At 70.7% G+C, this 17,759-nt stretch carries 16 protein-coding genes; 1 reads left to right on the plus strand and 15 read right to left on the minus strand.

Annotated features, from left to right (window positions below):
* Positions 1–10 precede the first annotated feature (10 nt).
* The 6 genes from carB to pyrR form a co-directional block, all read right to left on the minus strand.
* A complete protein-coding gene (gene carB, locus DY218_RS23690; RefSeq protein WP_128558161.1) occupies positions 11–3,319 on the minus strand; it encodes a carbamoyl-phosphate synthase large subunit in 3,309 nt (1,102 codons plus the stop codon).
* Positions 3,312–4,469: a glutamine-hydrolyzing carbamoyl-phosphate synthase small subunit gene (carA, locus tag DY218_RS23695; RefSeq protein WP_128558162.1), complete on the minus strand. Its 1,158-nt coding sequence runs from the start codon at positions 4,467–4,469 to the stop codon at positions 3,312–3,314. The genes carB and carA overlap by 8 nt, the downstream gene beginning before the upstream one ends.
* Entirely contained in the window at positions 4,466–5,047 is a 582-nt protein-coding gene (locus DY218_RS23700) for a PH-like domain-containing protein (RefSeq protein WP_128558188.1), read from the minus strand. The genes carA and DY218_RS23700 overlap by 4 nt, the downstream gene beginning before the upstream one ends.
* A gap of 23 nt (positions 5,048–5,070) precedes the next feature.
* The gene (locus DY218_RS23705; RefSeq protein WP_128558163.1) at positions 5,071–6,357 is read right to left on the minus strand and encodes a dihydroorotase; all 1,287 of its coding nucleotides are present in this window, start codon (positions 6,355–6,357) and stop codon (positions 5,071–5,073) included.
* A gap of 5 nt (positions 6,358–6,362) precedes the next feature.
* Positions 6,363–7,418, minus strand: coding sequence for an aspartate carbamoyltransferase catalytic subunit (locus DY218_RS23710; protein WP_128558164.1), 1,056 nt, complete (start codon positions 7,416–7,418; stop codon positions 6,363–6,365).
* A 111-nt stretch (positions 7,419–7,529) separates the two neighbouring features.
* Positions 7,530–8,105, minus strand: a complete 576-nt coding sequence (gene pyrR, locus DY218_RS23715; RefSeq protein ID WP_128558165.1) for a bifunctional pyr operon transcriptional regulator/uracil phosphoribosyltransferase PyrR — start codon at positions 8,103–8,105, stop codon at positions 7,530–7,532.
* A 219-nt stretch (positions 8,106–8,324) separates the two neighbouring features.
* On the opposite strand from pyrR, the gene bldD reads away from it, so the two are divergent.
* The gene (gene bldD / locus DY218_RS23720) at positions 8,325–8,825 is read left to right on the plus strand and encodes a transcriptional regulator BldD (RefSeq protein WP_128558166.1); all 501 of its coding nucleotides are present in this window, start codon (positions 8,325–8,327) and stop codon (positions 8,823–8,825) included.
* A 118-nt stretch (positions 8,826–8,943) separates the two neighbouring features.
* Here the strand turns inward: bldD and nusB are convergent, their stop codons facing one another.
* From nusB to mltG, 9 genes are all read right to left on the minus strand, one after another.
* Entirely contained in the window at positions 8,944–9,378 is a 435-nt protein-coding gene (nusB, locus tag DY218_RS23725; RefSeq protein WP_128558167.1) for a transcription antitermination factor NusB, read from the minus strand.
* Between the two features lie 2 nt (positions 9,379–9,380).
* Positions 9,381–9,947, minus strand: a complete 567-nt coding sequence (gene efp / locus DY218_RS23730) for an elongation factor P (protein ID WP_128558168.1) — start codon at positions 9,945–9,947, stop codon at positions 9,381–9,383.
* A 50-nt stretch (positions 9,948–9,997) separates the two neighbouring features.
* Positions 9,998–11,104 (minus strand): aminopeptidase P family protein, encoded by a 1,107-nt coding sequence (locus DY218_RS23735; RefSeq protein WP_128558169.1) that lies wholly within the window; start codon positions 11,102–11,104, stop codon positions 9,998–10,000.
* 90 nt (positions 11,105–11,194) lie between these two features.
* Positions 11,195–12,019: Pro-rich N-terminal domain-containing protein (locus DY218_RS23740; protein WP_233521860.1), on the minus strand; the 825-nt coding region annotated here is incomplete at its 5' end.
* Positions 12,020–12,210: 191 nt separating this feature from the next.
* Positions 12,211–13,329, minus strand: coding sequence for a 3-dehydroquinate synthase (gene aroB / locus DY218_RS23745; RefSeq protein ID WP_128558170.1), 1,119 nt, complete (start codon positions 13,327–13,329; stop codon positions 12,211–12,213).
* Positions 13,326–13,856 (minus strand): shikimate kinase, encoded by a 531-nt coding sequence (locus DY218_RS23750; protein ID WP_128558171.1) that lies wholly within the window; start codon positions 13,854–13,856, stop codon positions 13,326–13,328. The genes aroB and DY218_RS23750 overlap by 4 nt, the downstream gene beginning before the upstream one ends.
* Positions 13,853–15,037, minus strand: a complete 1,185-nt coding sequence (gene aroC, locus DY218_RS23755; protein WP_128558172.1) for a chorismate synthase — start codon at positions 15,035–15,037, stop codon at positions 13,853–13,855. Before aroC ends, DY218_RS23750 begins: the two co-directional genes overlap by 4 nt.
* 172 nt (positions 15,038–15,209) lie before the next feature.
* Entirely contained in the window at positions 15,210–16,055 is an 846-nt protein-coding gene (locus tag DY218_RS23760; protein WP_128558173.1) for a shikimate dehydrogenase, read from the minus strand.
* On the minus strand, positions 16,033–17,640 hold the full coding sequence (gene mltG / locus DY218_RS23765; RefSeq protein WP_128558174.1) for an endolytic transglycosylase MltG: 1,608 nt from the start codon (positions 17,638–17,640) through the stop codon (positions 16,033–16,035). The genes DY218_RS23760 and mltG overlap by 23 nt, the downstream gene beginning before the upstream one ends.
* Positions 17,641–17,759: the final 119 nt, after the last annotated feature.

Raw genomic sequence — 17,759 nt, forward strand, 5'->3', positions numbered from 1 at the left:
TCGTCGGTCGCTAGTCGCGGGCCGCGGTCAGGTGCTGTGCGTGTTCCTGGAGTGAACGCACGCCCACGTCACCGTGGTTGAGCGCGTCGATGCCCTGGACGGCGGCGGCGAGTGCCTGGACCGTGGTGAGGCAGGGCACGGACCGGGCGACGGCGGCGGTCCGGATGTCGTAGCCGTCGAGGCGGCCGCCGGTGCCGTACGGCGTGTTGACGATGAGGTCGACGTCGCCCTCGTGGATCAGCTGGACGATGGTCTTCTCGCCGTTCGGGCCCTCGCCCTCGGACTGCTTGCGCACGATCGTGGCGTTGATGCCGTTGCGCTTGAGGACCTCGGCGGTGCCGGAGGTGGCGAGCAACTCGAAGCCGTGCGCGACGAGTTCACGCGCAGGGAAGATCATCGAGCGCTTGTCCCGGTTGGCGACCGAGATGAAGGCGCGGCCCCCGGTGGGCAGCGGGCCGTACGCCCCGGCCTGCGACTTGGCGTAGGCGGTGCCGAAGACCGAGTCGATGCCCATGACCTCGCCGGTGGAGCGCATCTCCGGGCCGAGCACGGTGTCGACGCCGCGGCCGTGGATGTCGCGGAAGCGCGACCACGGCATGACGGCCTCCTTGACGGAGATCGGCGCGTCCATCGGCAGGGTGCCGCCGTCCCCGGTCGCCGGGAGCAGGCCCTCGGCGCGGAGTTCGGCGACGGTCGCGCCGAGCGAGATGCGGGCGGCAGCCTTGGCCAGCGGTACGGCGGTCGCCTTGGAGGTGAAGGGCACGGTGCGCGAGGCCCGCGGGTTGGCCTCCAGTACGTAGAGGATGTCGCCGGAGAGCGCGAACTGGATGTTGATGAGGCCGCGGACGCCGACGCCCTTGGCGATGCCCTCGGTGGAGGCGCGAAGCCGCTTGATGTCGTGCCCGCCGAGGGTGATCGGGGGCAGCGCGCACGCCGAGTCGCCGGAGTGGATGCCGGCCTCCTCGATGTGCTCCATGACGCCGCCGAGGTAGAGCTCGTGGCCGTCGTAGAGCGCGTCCACGTCGATCTCGATGGCGTCGTCGAGGAAGCGGTCCACGAGCACCGGCCGCGAGGGGCTGATCTCGGTGGACTCCTCGATGTACGCGGAGAGCCGGGCCTCGTCGTAGACGATCTCCATGCCGCGGCCGCCGAGCACGTAGCTCGGGCGTACGAGGACGGGGTAGCCGATCTCGTCGGCGATCGTCTTGGCCTCGGTGAAGGTGGTGGCGGTGCCGTGCTTCGGCGCGGGCAGCCCGGCCTCGGCGAGGACCTTGCCGAAGGCGCCGCGGTCCTCGGCGGCGTGGATCGCCTCGGGCGACGTACCCACGACCGGGACGCCGTTGTCCTTGAGGGCCTGCGAGAGACCGAGCGGGGTCTGGCCGCCGAGCTGGACGATGACGCCCGCGAGCGGGCCCGCCTGCTGTTCGGCGTGCACGATCTCCAGGACGTCCTCCAGGGTGAGCGGCTCGAAGTAGAGCCGGTCGGAGGTGTCGTAGTCCGTGGAGACGGTCTCCGGGTTGCAGTTGACCATGACGGTCTCGTAGCCGGCGTCGCTCAGGGCGAAGGAGGCGTGCACACAGGAGTAGTCGAACTCGATGCCCTGGCCGATGCGGTTCGGGCCCGAGCCGAGGATGATCACCGCGGGCTTCTCGCGGGTCGCGACCTCGCTCTCCTCGTCGTAGGAGGAGTAGAAGTACGGGGTCTTCGCGGCGAATTCGGCGGCGCAGGTGTCGACCGTCTTGTACACCGGGCGCACGCCGAGCGCATGCCGGACCTCGCGGACGACGTCCTCGCGCAGGTCGCGGATCTCGGCGATCTGGTGGTCGGAGAAGCCGTGCCGCTTGGCCTCGGCGAGCAGCTCGGCGTCCAGACGCTCGGCGGCCGCGAGCTCGTCCGCGACCTCCTTGATCAGGAAGAGCTGGTCGACGAACCAGGGGTCGATCTTCGTCGCGTCGAAGACCTCCTCCTGGGTGGCGCCGGCCCGGATGGCCTCCATGACCAGGTTGATCCGGCCGTCGGTGGGCCGTACCGCCTCGCGAAGCAACTCGCCCTTGTCGCCGGTCTCGCCGACGAAGGTGAACTGCGAGCCCTTCTTCTCCAGCGAGCGCAGCGCCTTCTGGAAGGCCTCGGTGAAGTTCCGGCCGATGGCCATGGCCTCGCCGACGGACTTCATGGTGGTGGTGAGCGTGGAGTCGGCCGACGGGAACTTCTCGAAGGCGAAGCGCGGGGCCTTGACCACCACGTAGTCGAGCGTGGGCTCGAAGGACGCGGGGGTCTGCTCGGTGATGTCGTTCGGGATCTCGTCGAGCGTGTAGCCGACGGCCAGCTTGGCGGCGATCTTGGCGATCGGGAAGCCGGTGGCCTTGGAGGCGAGCGCGGAGGACCGCGAGACGCGCGGGTTCATCTCGATCACGATGACCCGGCCGTCCTTCGGGTTGATCGCGAACTGGATGTTGCAGCCGCCGGTGTCGACGCCGACCTCGCGGATGATCGCGATGCCGACGTCCCGCAGGCGCTGGTACTCGCGGTCGGTGAGCGTCATCGCGGGCGCCACGGTGATCGAGTCGCCGGTGTGCACGCCCATCGGGTCGAAGTTCTCGATGGAGCAGACGACCACGACGTTGTCGTTCTTGTCGCGCATCAGCTCCAGTTCGTACTCCTTCCAGCCGAGGATGGACTCCTCCAGGAGCACCTCGGTGGTCGGCGAGAGCGTGAGGCCCTGTCCGGCGATGCGGCGCAGCTCCTCCTCGTCGTGCGCGAATCCGGAGCCGGCGCCGCCCATGGTGAAGGAGGGGCGCACGACGACGGGGTAGCCGCCGAGGGTGTCGACGCCGGCGAGCACCTCGTCCATCGAGTGGCAGATGACCGAGCGGGCCGACTCGCCGTGCCCGATCTTGGCGTTGACGGCCTCGACGACCTCCTTGAAGAGGTCGCGGTCCTCGCCCTTGTTGATCGCCTCGACGTTGGCGCCGATCAGCTCGACGTCGTACTTCTCGAGGGTGCCGGCGTCGTGCAGCGAGATCGCGGTGTTGAGCGCGGTCTGGCCGCCCAGGGTGGGCAGCAGGACGTCCGGGCGCTCCTTGGCGATGATCTTCTCGACGAACTCCGGGGTGATCGGCTCGACGTACGTGGCGTCGGCGATCTCCGGGTCGGTCATGATCGTCGCGGGGTTGGAGTTGACCAGGATGACGCGCATGCCCTCGGCCTTGAGGACGCGGCAGGCCTGGGTGCCGGAGTAGTCGAACTCCGCTGCCTGGCCGATGACGATCGGGCCGGAGCCGATGACCAGGACGGACTGGATATCGGTGCGCTTAGGCACGCTGGGCTCCCTTTTCTGCCATGAGCTCTACGAAGCGGTCGAACAGGTAGGCGGCGTCGTGCGGTCCTGCCGCCGCCTCCGGGTGGTACTGGACGCTGAATGCGGGCTTGTCGAGCAGCCTCAGGCCCTCGACCACGTCGTCGTTGAGGCAGACGTGGGAGACCTCGGCGCGTCCGTAGGGGGTGTCGGAGACCTTGTCGAGGGGCGCGTCCACGGCGAATCCGTGGTTGTGCGCGGTGACTTCGACCTTGCCGGTGGTGCGGTCCTGCACCGGCTGGTTGATGCCGCGGTGGCCGTACTTCAGCTTGAAGGTGCCGAAGCCGAGCGCGCGGCCCAGGATCTGGTTGCCGAAGCAGATGCCGAACAGCGGGGTGCCGCGGTCGAGGACGCCGCGCATCACGGAGACCGGGTGCTCGGCGGTGGCCGGGTCGCCGGGGCCGTTGGAGAAGAACACCCCGTCCGGCTGGACCGCGTAGATGTCGTCGAGCGTCGCGGTGGCGGGCAGTACGTGCACCTCGATGCCGCGCTCGGCCATCCGCTGCGGGGTCATGCCCTTGATTCCGAGGTCCACCGCGGCGACGGTGAACTTCTTGGTGCCGATCGCGGGGACGACGTACGTCTCCTTGGTGGCGACCTCGGCGGACAGGTCCGCGCCCTTCATCTGCGGGACGTCCTGCACGCGCGCGTGGAGGGTGCTTTCGTCCGCGAGGGCGTCGCCGGAGAAGATGCCGACCCGCATGGCGCCGCGCTCGCGCAGGTGCCGGGTCAGGGCGCGGGTGTCGATGCCGCTGATGCCGACGACGCTCTGGCGCCTGAGTTCCTCGTCGAGGGAGCGCTGCGAGCGCCAGTTGGACGGCACGCGCGCGGGGTCGCGCACCACGTAACCGGACACCCAGATGCGGGCGGACTCGGGGTCCTCGTCGTTGACACCGGTGTTGCCCACGTGCGGGGCGGTCATCACGACGACCTGGCGGTGGTACGAGGGATCGGTGAGCGTCTCCTGGTAACCGGTCATACCGGTGGAGAACACGGCTTCGCCGAAGGTCTCCCCCACCGCACCGTAGGCGCGGCCGCGGAAGATCCGGCCGTCCTCGAGGACGAGTACGGCGGGAGCCGCCTGGCGGGCGGTTCCCCTGGTGGAGGTCGTCATCGTGCGGCGCCTTCCGTCGTGTCGGTGTGGTTCTCGGTTTGCTGAGGCTGCTGAGAGGTCAGGGCGTTGATCGCGGTGACCCACGCAGCCTGCTCGGCGGCGTGGTCGGAGCGGAAACCGGAGTCGATCAGACGGTCGCCGTGCGCCCAGGTGACGATCAGGAGGCCGCCCTCAGTGAGCACCTTGCCCGCGATCCCCTTGTCGAGGCGCGCCTCGCGCAGGGCTTCCCGCGGGATGAAGAAGTCCTCGGCCCCGGGGCGTACGACGTCGATTCCGGCGTCGCTGAGGGTGAGTTCGGCCCGGCTGCGGGTACCCAGGCCGTGCGCGACGATCCGGTCGAGCCACTGCCCCGCGGTCGTCGAACCGTGGTAGCGGCCGCTCATGGTCAGGGTCGCGGGGCCGGTGTCCTCGGGCGTGGCCGGCAGCTCGGGCAGGTCGCCCTGCAGGGTGCCGCGCCACTTCCAGCCCTGCCGCATCAGCCAGTAGACGAGGGCCACGAACAGGGCGAGGCCGATCAGCCAGCCGATCCGCGCGGACCAGTCGGTGACCTCGGCCGACTTCTTCTCGGCCGCGAGCATCACCTGGGTGAGTCGATCAGTTGTCACGCGAGATTCCCGTCCATGAGGGTGGCCCGGCCCCGCAGGAAGGTGTGGGTGACACGGCCCGGCAGCTCGCGGCCCTCGTAGGGGGTGTTGCGGCTGCGGGACGCGAAGCCCGCGGGGTCCACCGCTCCACGGTATGCCGGATCGACCAGGGTGAGGTTCGCGGGCTCGCCTGCCGAGACGGGGCGGCCGTGTCCGGCGAGACGGCCGATACGGGCCGGGGCGAGGGACATCCGGTCGGCGACGCCGGCCCAGTCGAGGAGCCCGGTCTCGACCATCGTCGCCTGGACGACGGACAGCGCGGTCTCCAGGCCGACCATGCCCATCGCGGCGGCGGCCCACTCGCAGTCCTTGTCCTCGCGCGGGTGCGGCGCGTGGTCGGTGGCCACGATGTCGATGGTGCCGTCGGCGAGCGCCTCGCGCAGAGCGAGCACATCGGCCTCGGTGCGCAGCGGCGGGTTGACCTTGTAGACGGGGTTGTAGCTGCGGACCAGTTCGTCGGTGAGGAGCAGGTGGTGCGGGGTGACCTCGGCGGTGACGTTCCAGCCCTTGGACTTGGCCCAGCGCACGATCTCGACCGAACCGGCCGTGGAGAGGTGGCAGATGTGCACACGGGAGTCGACGTGCGCGGCGAGCAGCACATCGCGGGCGATGATCGACTCCTCCGCGACGGCGGGCCAGCCGCCGAGGCCCAGCTCTGCGGAGACCAGACCCTCGTTCATCTGGGCGCCCTCGGTGAGCCGCGGCTCCTGGGCGTGCTGGGCGACGACTCCGTCGAAGGCCTTCACGTACTCGAGCGCCCGCCGCATGATCACGGCGTCGTCCACGCACTTGCCGTCGTCGGAGAAGACGCGCACGCCGGCCGCGGAGTCGTGCATCGCGCCGAGCTCGGCGAGCTGCTTGCCCTCGAGCCCGACGGTGACGGCACCGATCGGCTGTACGTCGCAGTAGCCGGACTCCTTGCCGAGCCGCCAGACCTGCTCGACGACTCCGGCGGTGTCGGCGACCGGGAAGGTGTTGGCCATCGCGTGCACGGCGGTCCAACCCCCGCGCGCGGCAGCCTTGGTGCCGGTCAGGACGGTCTCGGAGTCCTCGCGGCCGGGCTCGCGCAGATGCGTGTGCAGGTCGACCAGGCCGGGCAGCAGGACTTTGCCGTCCGCCTCCACGACCTGCGCGCCCGAGGCGTCGAGCCCGGTGCCGACGGCCGCGATGGTCTCGCCGTCGATCAGTACGTCCTGCGCCTCGCCGCCGAGCACCTTCGCGCCACGGATCAGGATCTTGCTCATGGTCGTCACTTCTCCTCGGAGTCTTCGGCGTACGCGGTGCCGGCGCGGCCGGTCTCTGCGGCCGTGGGGCGGGTGTGGGTGACGGCGGGCTCGTTGCCGCCGAGCAGCAGGTAGAGGACGGCCATCCGGATGGAGACGCCGTTGGCCACCTGCTCGACGGCGGTGCAGCGCTCGGAGTCGGCGACGTCGGCGGTGATCTCCATGCCGCGGACCATCGGGCCCGGGTGCATCACCAGGGCGTGCCCGGGCATCTTCGCCATCCGGTCGCCGTCGAGTCCGTAGCGCCGCGAGTACTCGCGCTCGGTCGGGAAGAAGGCGGCGTTCATCCGCTCCCGCTGGACACGGAGCATCATCACGGCGTCCGACTTGGACAGCACGCGGTCGAGGTCGTACGAGACCTCGCAGGGCCAGGTCTCGACGCCGACGGGCAGCAGGGTGGGCGGCGCGACGAGGGTGACGTCGGCGCCGAGGGTGTGCAGCAGGTCGACATTGGACCGGGCGACCCGGCTGTGCAGGACGTCGCCGACCAGGGTGATCCGGCGCCCGGCCAGGTCCCGCCCGAGCCCGGCGTCACGGCCGAGCAGGCGCCGGCGCATGGTGAACGCGTCGAGGAGGGCCTGGGTGGGGTGCTGGTGGGTGCCGTCGCCCGCGTTGATCACGGCGGCGTCGATCCAGCCGGAGGTGGCGAGCCGGAAGGGCGCACCGGAGGCGCTGTGCCGGATGACGACGGCGTCGACCCCCATCGCCTCGAGCGTCTGCGCGGTGTCCTTGAGGGATTCGCCCTTGGAGACGGACGAGCCCTTCGCGGTGAAGTTGATGACGTCGGCCGACAGCCGCTTCTCGGCGGCCTCGAAGGAGATCCGGGTACGGGTGGAGTCCTCGAAGAAGAGGTTGACGACGGTGCGTCCGCGCAGGGTGGGCAGCTTCTTGATGGGCCGGTCGGCGACCCGGGCCATCTCCTCGGCGGTGTCGAGGATGAGGACGGCGTCGTCGCGGGAGAGGTCGGCGGCCGAGATCAGGTGGCCGGTGGTCTGGGGGTGTCCCCCAGGAGAACTCAGCATCGGGAGAGCTCCATGCGGAATCTGATGATTTCGGGCATACGGGCGCGCAGCGCTCGCACTCGGACGGAGTGGGAAGGGCGTGATCCGAAGGACACGCCCCGGGCCGAGGCGCTACTGCTCGCCGGCCGGGACGGTCGGCTTGTCCCCGAGCAGCACGGTGTCGCGACCGTCCTCCTCGGCGAGCTGGACCTTGACCGTCTCCCGCAGCGACGTGGGGAGATTCTTGCCGACGTAGTCGGCGCGGATGGGGAGTTCGCGGTGGCCGCGGTCGACGAGGACCGCGAGCTGGACGGCGCGCGGCCGGCCGATGTCGCCGAGTGCGTCGAGCGCCGCGCGAATCGTGCGCCCGGAGAAGAGCACGTCGTCGACGAGCACGACCAGCCGTCCGTCGATGCCGTCACCGGGGATGTCCGTACGTGCGAGGGCGCGCGGCGGATGCATGCGCAGATCGTCGCGGTACATGGTGATGTCGAGCGAGCCGACCGGAGTGGAGCGGCCGGTGATCTCGTCGAGCTTGGCCGCGAGACGCTGAGCCAGAAAGACGCCGCGGGTCGGGATGCCGAGCAGTACCACGTCGTCGGCGCCCTTGGCGCGTTCCACGATTTCGTGGGCGATGCGGGTCAGTACCCGCGCGATGTCGGGGCCCTCGAGAACAGGCCGGGCGGCACCGGAATTCTTGGTGTCCATACGAAACGGACCTCCTTCTCCGCCTCACGGGACGGACCTTAAAGGACGTCGAGATTGCGCCATCTACCGTACCAGGATTGGCAACGCCGCCGGTCACACCCCTCTAATGGGGCGGTACAGACCATTCGGCTTGACGCATCCAAGTAACGCTGCGTAACCTCACAGTCAGTTACAAGGCGAGCGGTGAAGCCGCACGTGTCACAGCGTCCGGGGAGCTATATGTCCAGCGAATACGCCAAACAGCTCGGGGCCAAGCTCCGGGCCATCCGCACCCAGCAGGGCCTTTCCCTCCACGGCGTCGAGGAGAAGTCCCAGGGCCGCTGGAAGGCGGTAGTGGTCGGTTCGTACGAGCGCGGAGACCGCGCCGTCACCGTGCAGCGCCTTGCCGAACTGGCCGATTTCTATGGGGTCCCGGTCCAGGAACTCCTCCCCGGCACCACCCCCGGCGGAGCGGCCGAGCCGCCCCCGAAGCTCGTGCTCGACCTGGAGCGCCTCGCGCACGTCCCGCAGGAGAAGGCGGGCCCGCTGCAGCGGTACGCGGCGACGATCCAGTCCCAGCGCGGCGATTACAACGGCAAGGTGCTCTCCATCCGCCAGGACGACCTGCGCACGCTGGCCGTCATTTACGACCAGTCCCCCTCGGTGCTGACCGAGCAGCTGATCAGCTGGGGCGTGCTCGACGCCGACGCCCGTCGCGCCGTGGGCCACGACGACGCCTGACCGACCGCCCGGACGTTCTGCAGAAACGTGCCGTCGGGTACCCCGCCCACGACGAGGGGCCCGCACCACACTCACCGTGTGGCGCGGGCCCCTCGTCGTATCGGGCCCCGCGATGCGCTCAGGCCTCGTCCCGCCGCAGCCCCGGCTTGAGGTCCTTGAAACGGCCGAGCAGGCCGTTCACGAAGGCCGGGGAGTCGTCCGTGGAGAACTCCTTGGCGAGCTGCACGGCCTCGTCGAGCACCACGGCGTCCGGGGTCTCGTCCACCCAGACCAGCTCGTAGGTGCCGAGGCGCAGGATGTTGCGGTCGACGACCGGCATCCGGTCGAGCGTCCATCCCACCGCGTACTGCGCGATCAGCTCGTCGATCCGCCCGGCGTGCTTCGTGTACCCCTCGACGAGGTCCATCGTGTACGCGCTGACCGGCGGCTGGCGGGTGTCGCTGCGGGCGTGCCGCACCCAGTCGGCGAGCACCGTCTCGACGTCGGTGCCGCGCTGGTCCGCCTCGAAGAGGATCTGGAAGGCGCGCTTACGGGCCGTGTTACGGGCAGCCACGGTTAGCTGTTCACCCGGCCGAGGTAGTCGCTCGTGCGGGTGTCGACCTTGATCTTCTCACCGGTGGTGATGAACAGCGGCACGTTGATCTGGTGACCGGTCTCCAGGATGGCGGGCTTGGTGCCGCCGGTGGAGCGGTCGCCCTGCACGCCCGGCTCGGTCTCCTTGATGACCAGCTCGACGGCGGCCGGCAGCTCCACGAAGAGCACCTCGCCCTCGTGCTGCGCCACGGTCGCCTCGAAGCCCTCGATGAGGAAGTTCGCGGCGTCGCCCACGGCCTTGCGGTCGACGTGCAGCTGGTCGTACGTCTGCATGTCCATGAAGACGAAGTAGTCGCCGTCCATGTACGAGAACTGCATGTCGCGCTTGTCGACGGTGGCAGTCTCGACCTTGACGCCGGCGTTGAAGGTCTTGTCGACGGTCTTGCCGGACAGCACGTTCTTGAGCTTGGTGCGCACGAATGCAGGGCCCTTGCCGGGCTTGACGTGCTGGAACTCGACGACGGACCAGAGCTGGCCCCCGTCGAGCTTGAGCACCAGGCCGTTCTTGAGGTCGTTCGTGGAAGCCACGGTTGCGGAATCTCCTGGACTGCTGGTGGGACCACGAAGGCAGGCGCGCCCTAGAGCGCGAGCAGCTCCTTGGTCGTGATGGTGAGTAGCTCGGGTCCGCCGTCCGCCTCGGGACGAACGACGAGAGTGTCATCGATCCGGACCCCGCCCCGGCCCGGAAGGTGAACCCCGGGTTCGACGGTGACCGGCACACGAGCGTCCAGTTTACCCATGGCCGCGGCGGCGAACTGAGGGTCCTCGTCGATTTCGAGCCCCACACCGTGCCCGGTGACCTCCACGAGCCCCTCCCCGTACCCCGCGGAGTCCAGGACATGGCGGGCCGCACGGTCCACCTCGCGGTACTCCGCACCCGGTGCGAGCGTCTCCCGGCCGGCCCGCTGAGCGGCGAAGACCAGGTCGTACAGCTCGATCTGCCAGTCCGCCGGAGTGGTGCCGATGACGAAGGTCCGGCCGATCTCACAGCGGTATCCGCGATACGTGGCGCCGAGGCCGACGGACAGGAAGTCGCCCTCCTCGACCCGGCGGTCGCCCGGACGGTGGCCGCCGCGGCCCGAGTTGGGGCCGGTGCCGACCGAGGTGGGGAAGGCGGCGCCGTCCGCGCCGTGGTCGACGAGCCGGCGCTCCAGCTCGAGGGCCAGATGGCGTTCCGTCCGGCCGACGAGGATCGACTCCAGGAGTTCGCCGAGCGCCTGGTCGGTGATCTCGGCGGCGATCCGCAGGCAGGACAGCTCCTCGTCGTCCTTGACGAGGCGGAGTTGCTCGACCGCGCCGCCCACGTCGCCGAGGCGGAGCCGAGGGGCGACGGATCCGAGTGCGCGGTGGCGGGCCACGGTGAGGTGGTTCTCCTCCACGGCGAGCGTGTCGGCCCCCTGTTCCACCGCGAGTCCGGCGGCCGCCACGGCCGGGTCCCCGCCGGCGCCGGTGAGCACCCGAAGACGCAGGGCCTCGTCGAGCCGGCCCTCGGGGGGCTGGCCGGTCGGGGCCTCGGCACACAGCAGGGTGTCCTCGCGGGGGCCGAGCAGCAGCACGCCGCCGTGCGGGGACGCGCCCGCGAGATAGCGGACGTTGGCAGGATGGGAGACCACCGCGGCGGCGTTGCCGGCCGCCGCGCATCGGTCCCTCAGCCGTTCCCTGCGGGCCACGAACACCTCAGACATGAGGCGAGCGTATGAGCGCAGGCGCGACTCGGCCCGGTCAGCGCGTCCGACCGGGGTGCGGTGCTCGCGCCCGGGCACGGACCCCGGCGGCTACCACTGCGGCGGGCTCGCGATCGAGCGGGCCAGGACGTCGTCCAGGACGCGGGCCGTGGTGGGCACGTCGAAGGTGGAGTTGTCGATGATCGGGAGGCCGGAGCCGTACCAACCGGCCATCCGGCCGTGGATCGCGGCGACTTCCTCGTCCGCGAGGCGGCGGTTCCCACTGCGCTGGGCGTTGCGCTCCAGGACGATCTCCAGGCCCGGGAGCAGTACGACGGGCAGCAGTCCGGGACCCACATGGCGCTTCCAGCCGCCGAGTCCGACGACCGGGCGGTCGGGGAAGACGGCGTCGTCGAGGATGCAGGAGATGCCGTTGGCCAGGAAGTTGCGCGCGGCGAATCCGCAGGTGCGGCGGGCCAGACGGTACTGGGCCTCGGAGTGGTCGTTCCACCCCGACTGCGGGTCGGCGAATCCGGAGCGGACCCATTCGCGTACGTCGTCGAGGCTGATGTGGGCCGTGGGCACCCGGCGGCGCTCCGCCCAGTGCTTGGCGACCGAGGTCTTGCCGGCGCCGGCCGGGCCGATGAGGAGCACCGCGAGCGTGGTGGCCCCGGTGTCCGCGGGGGCCGCGCCGCCGGGAGGCGGACTCGGCACCGCCACCGGGCCGCCGGGCGGGAGTTGGATGTGCCCGGTGGTGTCCGGGGTCGGGGGTATGGGTGCGGCGGCCTGCGGAGCCTGGCCGGTGAATCCGGCGGGTGGCGGGCCGCCGGCCTGCGCACCCGGCGGATTCGGGCCGGGCTGCGGCGCGGGGCCGCCCGGGCCCGGATGCCCCCCGGGCCCGGGGTGATGTGCGGCCGGGGACCAGCCGACGGCCGGNGTGCCCCGGCTGATGGGGCGGCGGCAGCGGATTCCCCACTGCGTGATGCATCCGGTGCCACTCCGTCTCGTCACGGCGACTGTCGCTGGTCCGGGCGGTCCGAAGACAGGGCCTCACTCCCGGGCCTACCGAACGGTACCTGCCCCGGCCGGTGTTGTGTGAACGGCCGGGGCGGCCGCCTAGTGCCCGATCAGGCGGAAACCTCGCCATAAGCGGCGAGCAGGACAGCCGGATCGGGGCCCTCCAGTACGGTCGGCCGGCCGAGGCCGTTCAGGACGATGAAGCGCAGCAGGTCGCCACGGGACTTCTTGTCGACCTTCATGGTCTCGAGCAGCTTGGGCCACTGGTCGCCGCGGTAGGTGAGCGGCAGGCCGACCGACTCCAGGACGCTGCGGTGCCGGTCCGCGGTGGCGTCGTCGAGCCGGCCCGCGAGCCGGCCGAGTTCGGCGGCGAAGACCATGCCGACGCTGACGGCCGCGCCGTGCCGCCACTTGTAGCGCTCGTTCTTCTCGATGGCGTGCGCGAGCGTGTGACCGTAGTTCAGGATCTCCCGCAGGCCGGACTCCTTGAGGTCGCTGGAGACCACGTCCGCCTTGACCCGGATGGAGCGCTCGAGGAGTTCCGCGGTGTGCGGGCCCTGCGGGCTGCGTGCCGCCTCGGGGTCGGCCTCGATCAGCGCGAGGATCTCCGGGTCGGCGATGAAGCCGGCCTTGATGACCTCGGCGAGGCCGCTGACGTAGTCGTGGACGCCGAGCGAGTCGAGCGCCCCGAGGTCGCACAGCACGCCGGCCGGCGGGTGGAAGGCACCGACCAGGTTCTTTCCCTCGGCCGTGTTGATGCCGGTCTTGCCGCCGACGGCCGCGTCGACCATGCCGAGCACGGTGGTGGGTACGGCGATCCAGCGCACGCCGCGCAGCCAGGTGGCCGCGACGAAGCCGGCCAGGTCGGTGGTCGCGCCGCCGCCGACGCCGACCACCACGTCGCTGCGGGTGAAGCCGGAGGTGCCGAGCGCCTTCCAGCAGTACGCGGCGACCTCGGCGGTCTTCGCCTCTTCGGCGTTGGGCACCTGGATGGCGACGGCCTCGTAGCCCTGGTCCGCCAGGTCGGCGCGGATCGCCTCGCCGGTCTCGGCCAGCGCCTCGGGGTGGATCACCGCGACCCGCTTGGCGTCGGCGCCGATCAGACCGGCGAGTTCGCCGAGCAGGGAACGCCCTACGAGCACCTCGTACGGGTCGGTGCCCGCGGTGCCGCCGACCTGGATACGGGTGGGGGTCTGCTCGTCGGCCGGTGCGGCTGACTGCTCCGTCATGCTTGCTTCAACTCCAGTGCGTCGAGGACGGCTCGGGCGACGTCCTCGGGGTCGCGGCCGTCGGTGGTGACCACGGCGCGGGCCACCTCGGCGTACAACGGGCGGCGTGCGTCCATCAGTTCGCGCCACTGCCGGCGCGGGTTGACGGCCAGCAGGGGTCTGGCGACGTTGAGGCCGGTGCGCTTGACCGCCTCCTCCACGTCCATCGACAGGAACACGACCGGGTGGCCGCCGAGCAGTTCGCGGGTCGAGTCGTCGAGTACGGCACCGCCGCCGAGGGCGAGTACGCCCCGGTGTTCGGTCAGGGCCGCACGTACGGCGGCCCGTTCCAGATCGCGGAAGTGCTCCTCGCCGTCCTGGATGAAGATGTCGGAGATCTCGCGCCCCTCGGCGGCGACGATGTCCGCATCCGTGTCCCGGAATCCGGTGCCGAGCTGATCGGCGAGCAGCTCGCCCACGGTCGACTTGCCGACACCCATCGGGCCGACGAGCACGACCGCGGGACCGGTGCCGGAATCGGCGCTCATCGGATCGCGAGGTGGTCGAGGTACGACTGGACGTTGCGCGCGGTCTCGGCGACGCTGTCGCCGCCGAACTTCTCGGCGACCGCGTCCGCGAGGACCAGCGCGACCATCGCCTCGGCGACGATGCCGGCCGCGGGCACGGCGCACACGTCGGAGCGCTGGTGGTGCGCCTTGGCGGCCTCGCCGGTGGCCACGTCGATGGTGGCGAGGGCACGCGGGACGGTGGCGATGGGCTTCATCGCGGCGCGCACACGGAGCAGTTCGCCGGTGGTGAGGCCGCCCTCGGTGCCGCCGGAGCGCCCGGAGGCCCGCCTGACTCCGTCGTCGGTGGCCAGGATCTCGTCGTGCGCCTGCGATCCGGGCACCCGGGCGAGGTCGAAGCCGTCGCCCACCTCGACGCCCTTGATGGCCTGAATGCCCATCAGGGCGGCGGCGAGCCGCGCGTCCAGGCGCCGGTCCCAGTGCACATGCGAACCGAGCCCGACCGGTACGCCGTACGCCACCACCTCGACCACTCCGCCGAGGGTGTCGCCGTCCTTGTGGGCCTGGTCGATCTCCGCGACCATCCGCTCCGAGGCGTCGGGGTCCAGGCAGCGCACCGGGTCGGCGTCCAGGCGCTCGACGTCGGACGGCTTCGGCACGAGCCCGTAGGGCGCCTTCGCGGCGGCGAGCTCGACGACGTGCGAGACCAGCTCGATCCCGGCGGTCTCCTTGAGGTACGAGCGGGCGACGGTGCCGAGTGCGACACGTGCCGCGGTCTCACGGGCGGAGGCGCGCTCCAGGATCGGCCGGGCCTCGTCGAATCCGTACTTCTGCATGCCGGCGAGGTCGGCGTGGCCGGGACGCGGGCGGGTGAGCGGGGCGTTGCGCGCCAGCTCGGCGAGCTCCTCCTCGGGCACCGGGTCGGCCGCCATGACCTGCTCCCACTTGGGCCACTCGGTGTTGCCGACCATGATGGCGACGGGTGAGCCCATGGTGAGTCCGTGCCGTACGCCGCCGAGGAAGGTGACCTCGTCGCGCTCGAACTTCATCCGTGCGCCACGGCCGTACCCGAGCCGCCGCCTGGCCAGTGCGTCCGCCACCATCTCCGTGGTGACGGGCACCCCGGCGGGCAGCCCCTCGAGGGTCGCCACCAGTGCGGGCCCGTGCGACTCCCCCGCCGTCAGCCAACGCAACCTGCTCAACGGTGTTCCTCTCTCCCGTCCCCGGTCTCCCGGGAACCCTCGCGCCCGGCACAGCTTCAGCGTGGCCGGGTGCGCGGCCCTGGCCCGCCAGGGTCCGATCCTCCCATGACCGGTGACCGGCCCCCGCCGACGGTCCAGCAAACGGACACGGGTGTGGACGCGCCGACGACTGCTACCGGGAGGCCAGGGCCTTCTCTCCGGCCGCCCGCATCGCGGACAGCGGGGCCGGCGAACGTCCGGTGAACTGTTCGACCTGGAGCACGGCCTGGTGGACAAGGAGGTCGAGCCCGCTCACCACCGCGCCCCCGGTCATCGACCAGCGGGCGGCGAGCTCGGTCGGCCACGGGTCGTAGAGCACGTCGAAGAGGGTGCCCGGGCGTTCCGGGACCGCCCTCGCGAGCTCGTCCGTGGCGCCGGCCGGTGTCGTCGCGACGACCAGCGGCGCTTCGAGGGCCCGAGCCGCGCCGGCCCAGTCCTCGGTGCGCACCTCGACGCCGAGCCGCTCGCCCCACTCACGCATCTCGGTCGCCCGCGCGGCGCTGCGGACGTACGCCACGATCTCGCCGGTGCAGACGCTGCCGAGTGCCGCCAGGGCGGAGGACGCGGTCGCGCCCGCCCCGAGGATCGCCGCCGACTCCGCCTGCTCGACGCCGCGCTCCCGCAGGGCGGCCACCATGCCGGGGATGTCCGTGTTGTCGCCGCGGCGCCGGCCGTCCTCGGTGAACACCACCGTGTTCACCGCGTCCACGGACGACGCCGTCTCGCTGACCTCGTCGAGCAGCGGCAGCACGGCCCGCTTCAGCGGCATGGTCAGCGAAAGGCCGGCCCACTGCGCGTCCAGGCCGCCGATGAAGTCCGGCAAGCCGGCCTCGTCGACCTCGAAGCGGTCGTACGTCCAGCCGTCGAGCCCCAGCGCTTCGTACGCGGTCCGGTGCAGCACGGGCGACAGCGAGTGGGCGATCGGCGAACCGAGCACCGCGGCGCGGTGGCGGGCCTCAGTCACTGCCCGTGTTCGCATTGAACTTTTCCTTCAGCTTCAGGAACTCCGCGTGCGTCTTGGCGAATTCGGTCTTGTTCATACCGTCGGTCGCCACGAAGTACATCCAGCCGTCCTCGGTCGGCTTCAGTGCCGCGCCCATGGCTTCCTTGCCCGGATTGCTGATGGGGCCGGGCGGCAGACCCTTGCGGGTGTACGTGTTGTACGGGTCCTTGTTGGTGAGGATGTCCTTCTCGCTGATGTTGATCTCGCTCTGGCCCTTCAGGTAGTTGAAGGTCGAGTCGAACTGCAGCAGTTGGTTGGTCTCGGTGTTGCTGGGCTTGAGGCGGTTGTAGACGACCTCGGACATCTTGCGGAAGTCGGCGTGCGTCTTGCCCTCGGCCTGCACGAGGCTGGCGACCGAGATCACGTCGAGCGGGTCCTTGAGATTCAGCGCCTCCGCCTTGGACTCGAGGTCGTACGCGTCGTACTGCTCGGTCGCGTTCTCGACCATGTCCTTGAGGACGGTCTCGGGCTTCATGCCCTTGGCGACGGGATAGCTCGACGGATAGAGGAAGCCCTCGAGGTGGTCCTTGACGTCCGGGTGGTCGTTCTTCGCCCAGTCCGGGAGTCCGAGCTTCTGCCAGTTCTTCTTGGCGTACTTCTCCGTGGTGCCCTTGGGCTGTTCGAGGCGCTTGTCGATCTCCCGGTAGATCACGGAGTTCCGCATGCCCTCGCTGATCACCAGGTTGTTCCGGCTCTTCGGGTCGAGCATCAGGTCGACGGCGGACTCGGCCGACATCTCCTTCTTCATCAGGTAGACCCCGGCCTGGATGGACTGGCCCTTGGGGTCCTTGCCCTGCGCCGCGACGAATGCGTCGACGCTCTTGACGACGCCGGCCTCCTTCAGCTTGTTGCCGATGTCGTAGCCGGTCGCGCCCTTGGGGATCTCCACCGAGACCTGTCCGGATCCGCCGCCCGCGTAGTCCTCGGCGGCCCCGAATCGGTCCTTGTAGAACTGGATCCCGTAATAGCCCGCGGCGCCGAGACCGCCCGCGAAAACCAGGCTCAGGACCAGGCAGGCGCACCCTCCGCGGCGCTTCTTGCCGCCGCGCCCGCGGCGTTCGCCCCGGCCGCCGCCTCCCGACCGGCCGCCGTCGTCGTAATCGTCGTAGTCGTCATCGTCGTCGCGGTTCGCGAAGAAGGCGTGCTCGCCCTGGTCGGGGCCCGGGTCCCAGTCGGGGGTCTCCTGCTGGACCTCGCGCCGGCGGCCCGGTGGCCGCGGCGGCGGGTAGGCGTCGGGAGTCCCGTACTGGTCGGGCCGCTCGCCGCCGTACGCGACGGGCTGTCCGCCGTACGTGTCATGGCCGCCGTACGGGTCGTAGGCGGGGTTCTGTCCGGTATCCCAACCGCCGTTGTAGTCGTGCTGCGGATAGCCCGGCTGCTGGCCGCCGTAGCCCTGCTGACCGCCATAGCTCGGCTGCTGCGGCTGCTGCGGATAGTGCTGCTGCTGGCCGCCGTACGAGCCCTGGCCTGCCGAGGCCTGGCCTGCCCACCCCTGGTCCCCGTACAAGGGGTCTTCGGGGTGCCACGGTTCGGGGCTCCTGCCCCGGCCATACTCAGTCATCGATCCCCTACGAGCCGCGAGACGGCGGTAGACGGACGCCTGTGGTGCGGCATCCCGTCCGCCTCTTTGCTGTGCGGCTGCTGTTCGAACGCCGCCGCATCGTGCGGGACGTTACCGTA

This window comes from Streptomyces triticagri (assembly GCF_003429565.1).
Taxonomy (GTDB): Bacteria; Actinomycetota; Actinomycetes; order Streptomycetales; family Streptomycetaceae; genus Streptomyces; species Streptomyces triticagri.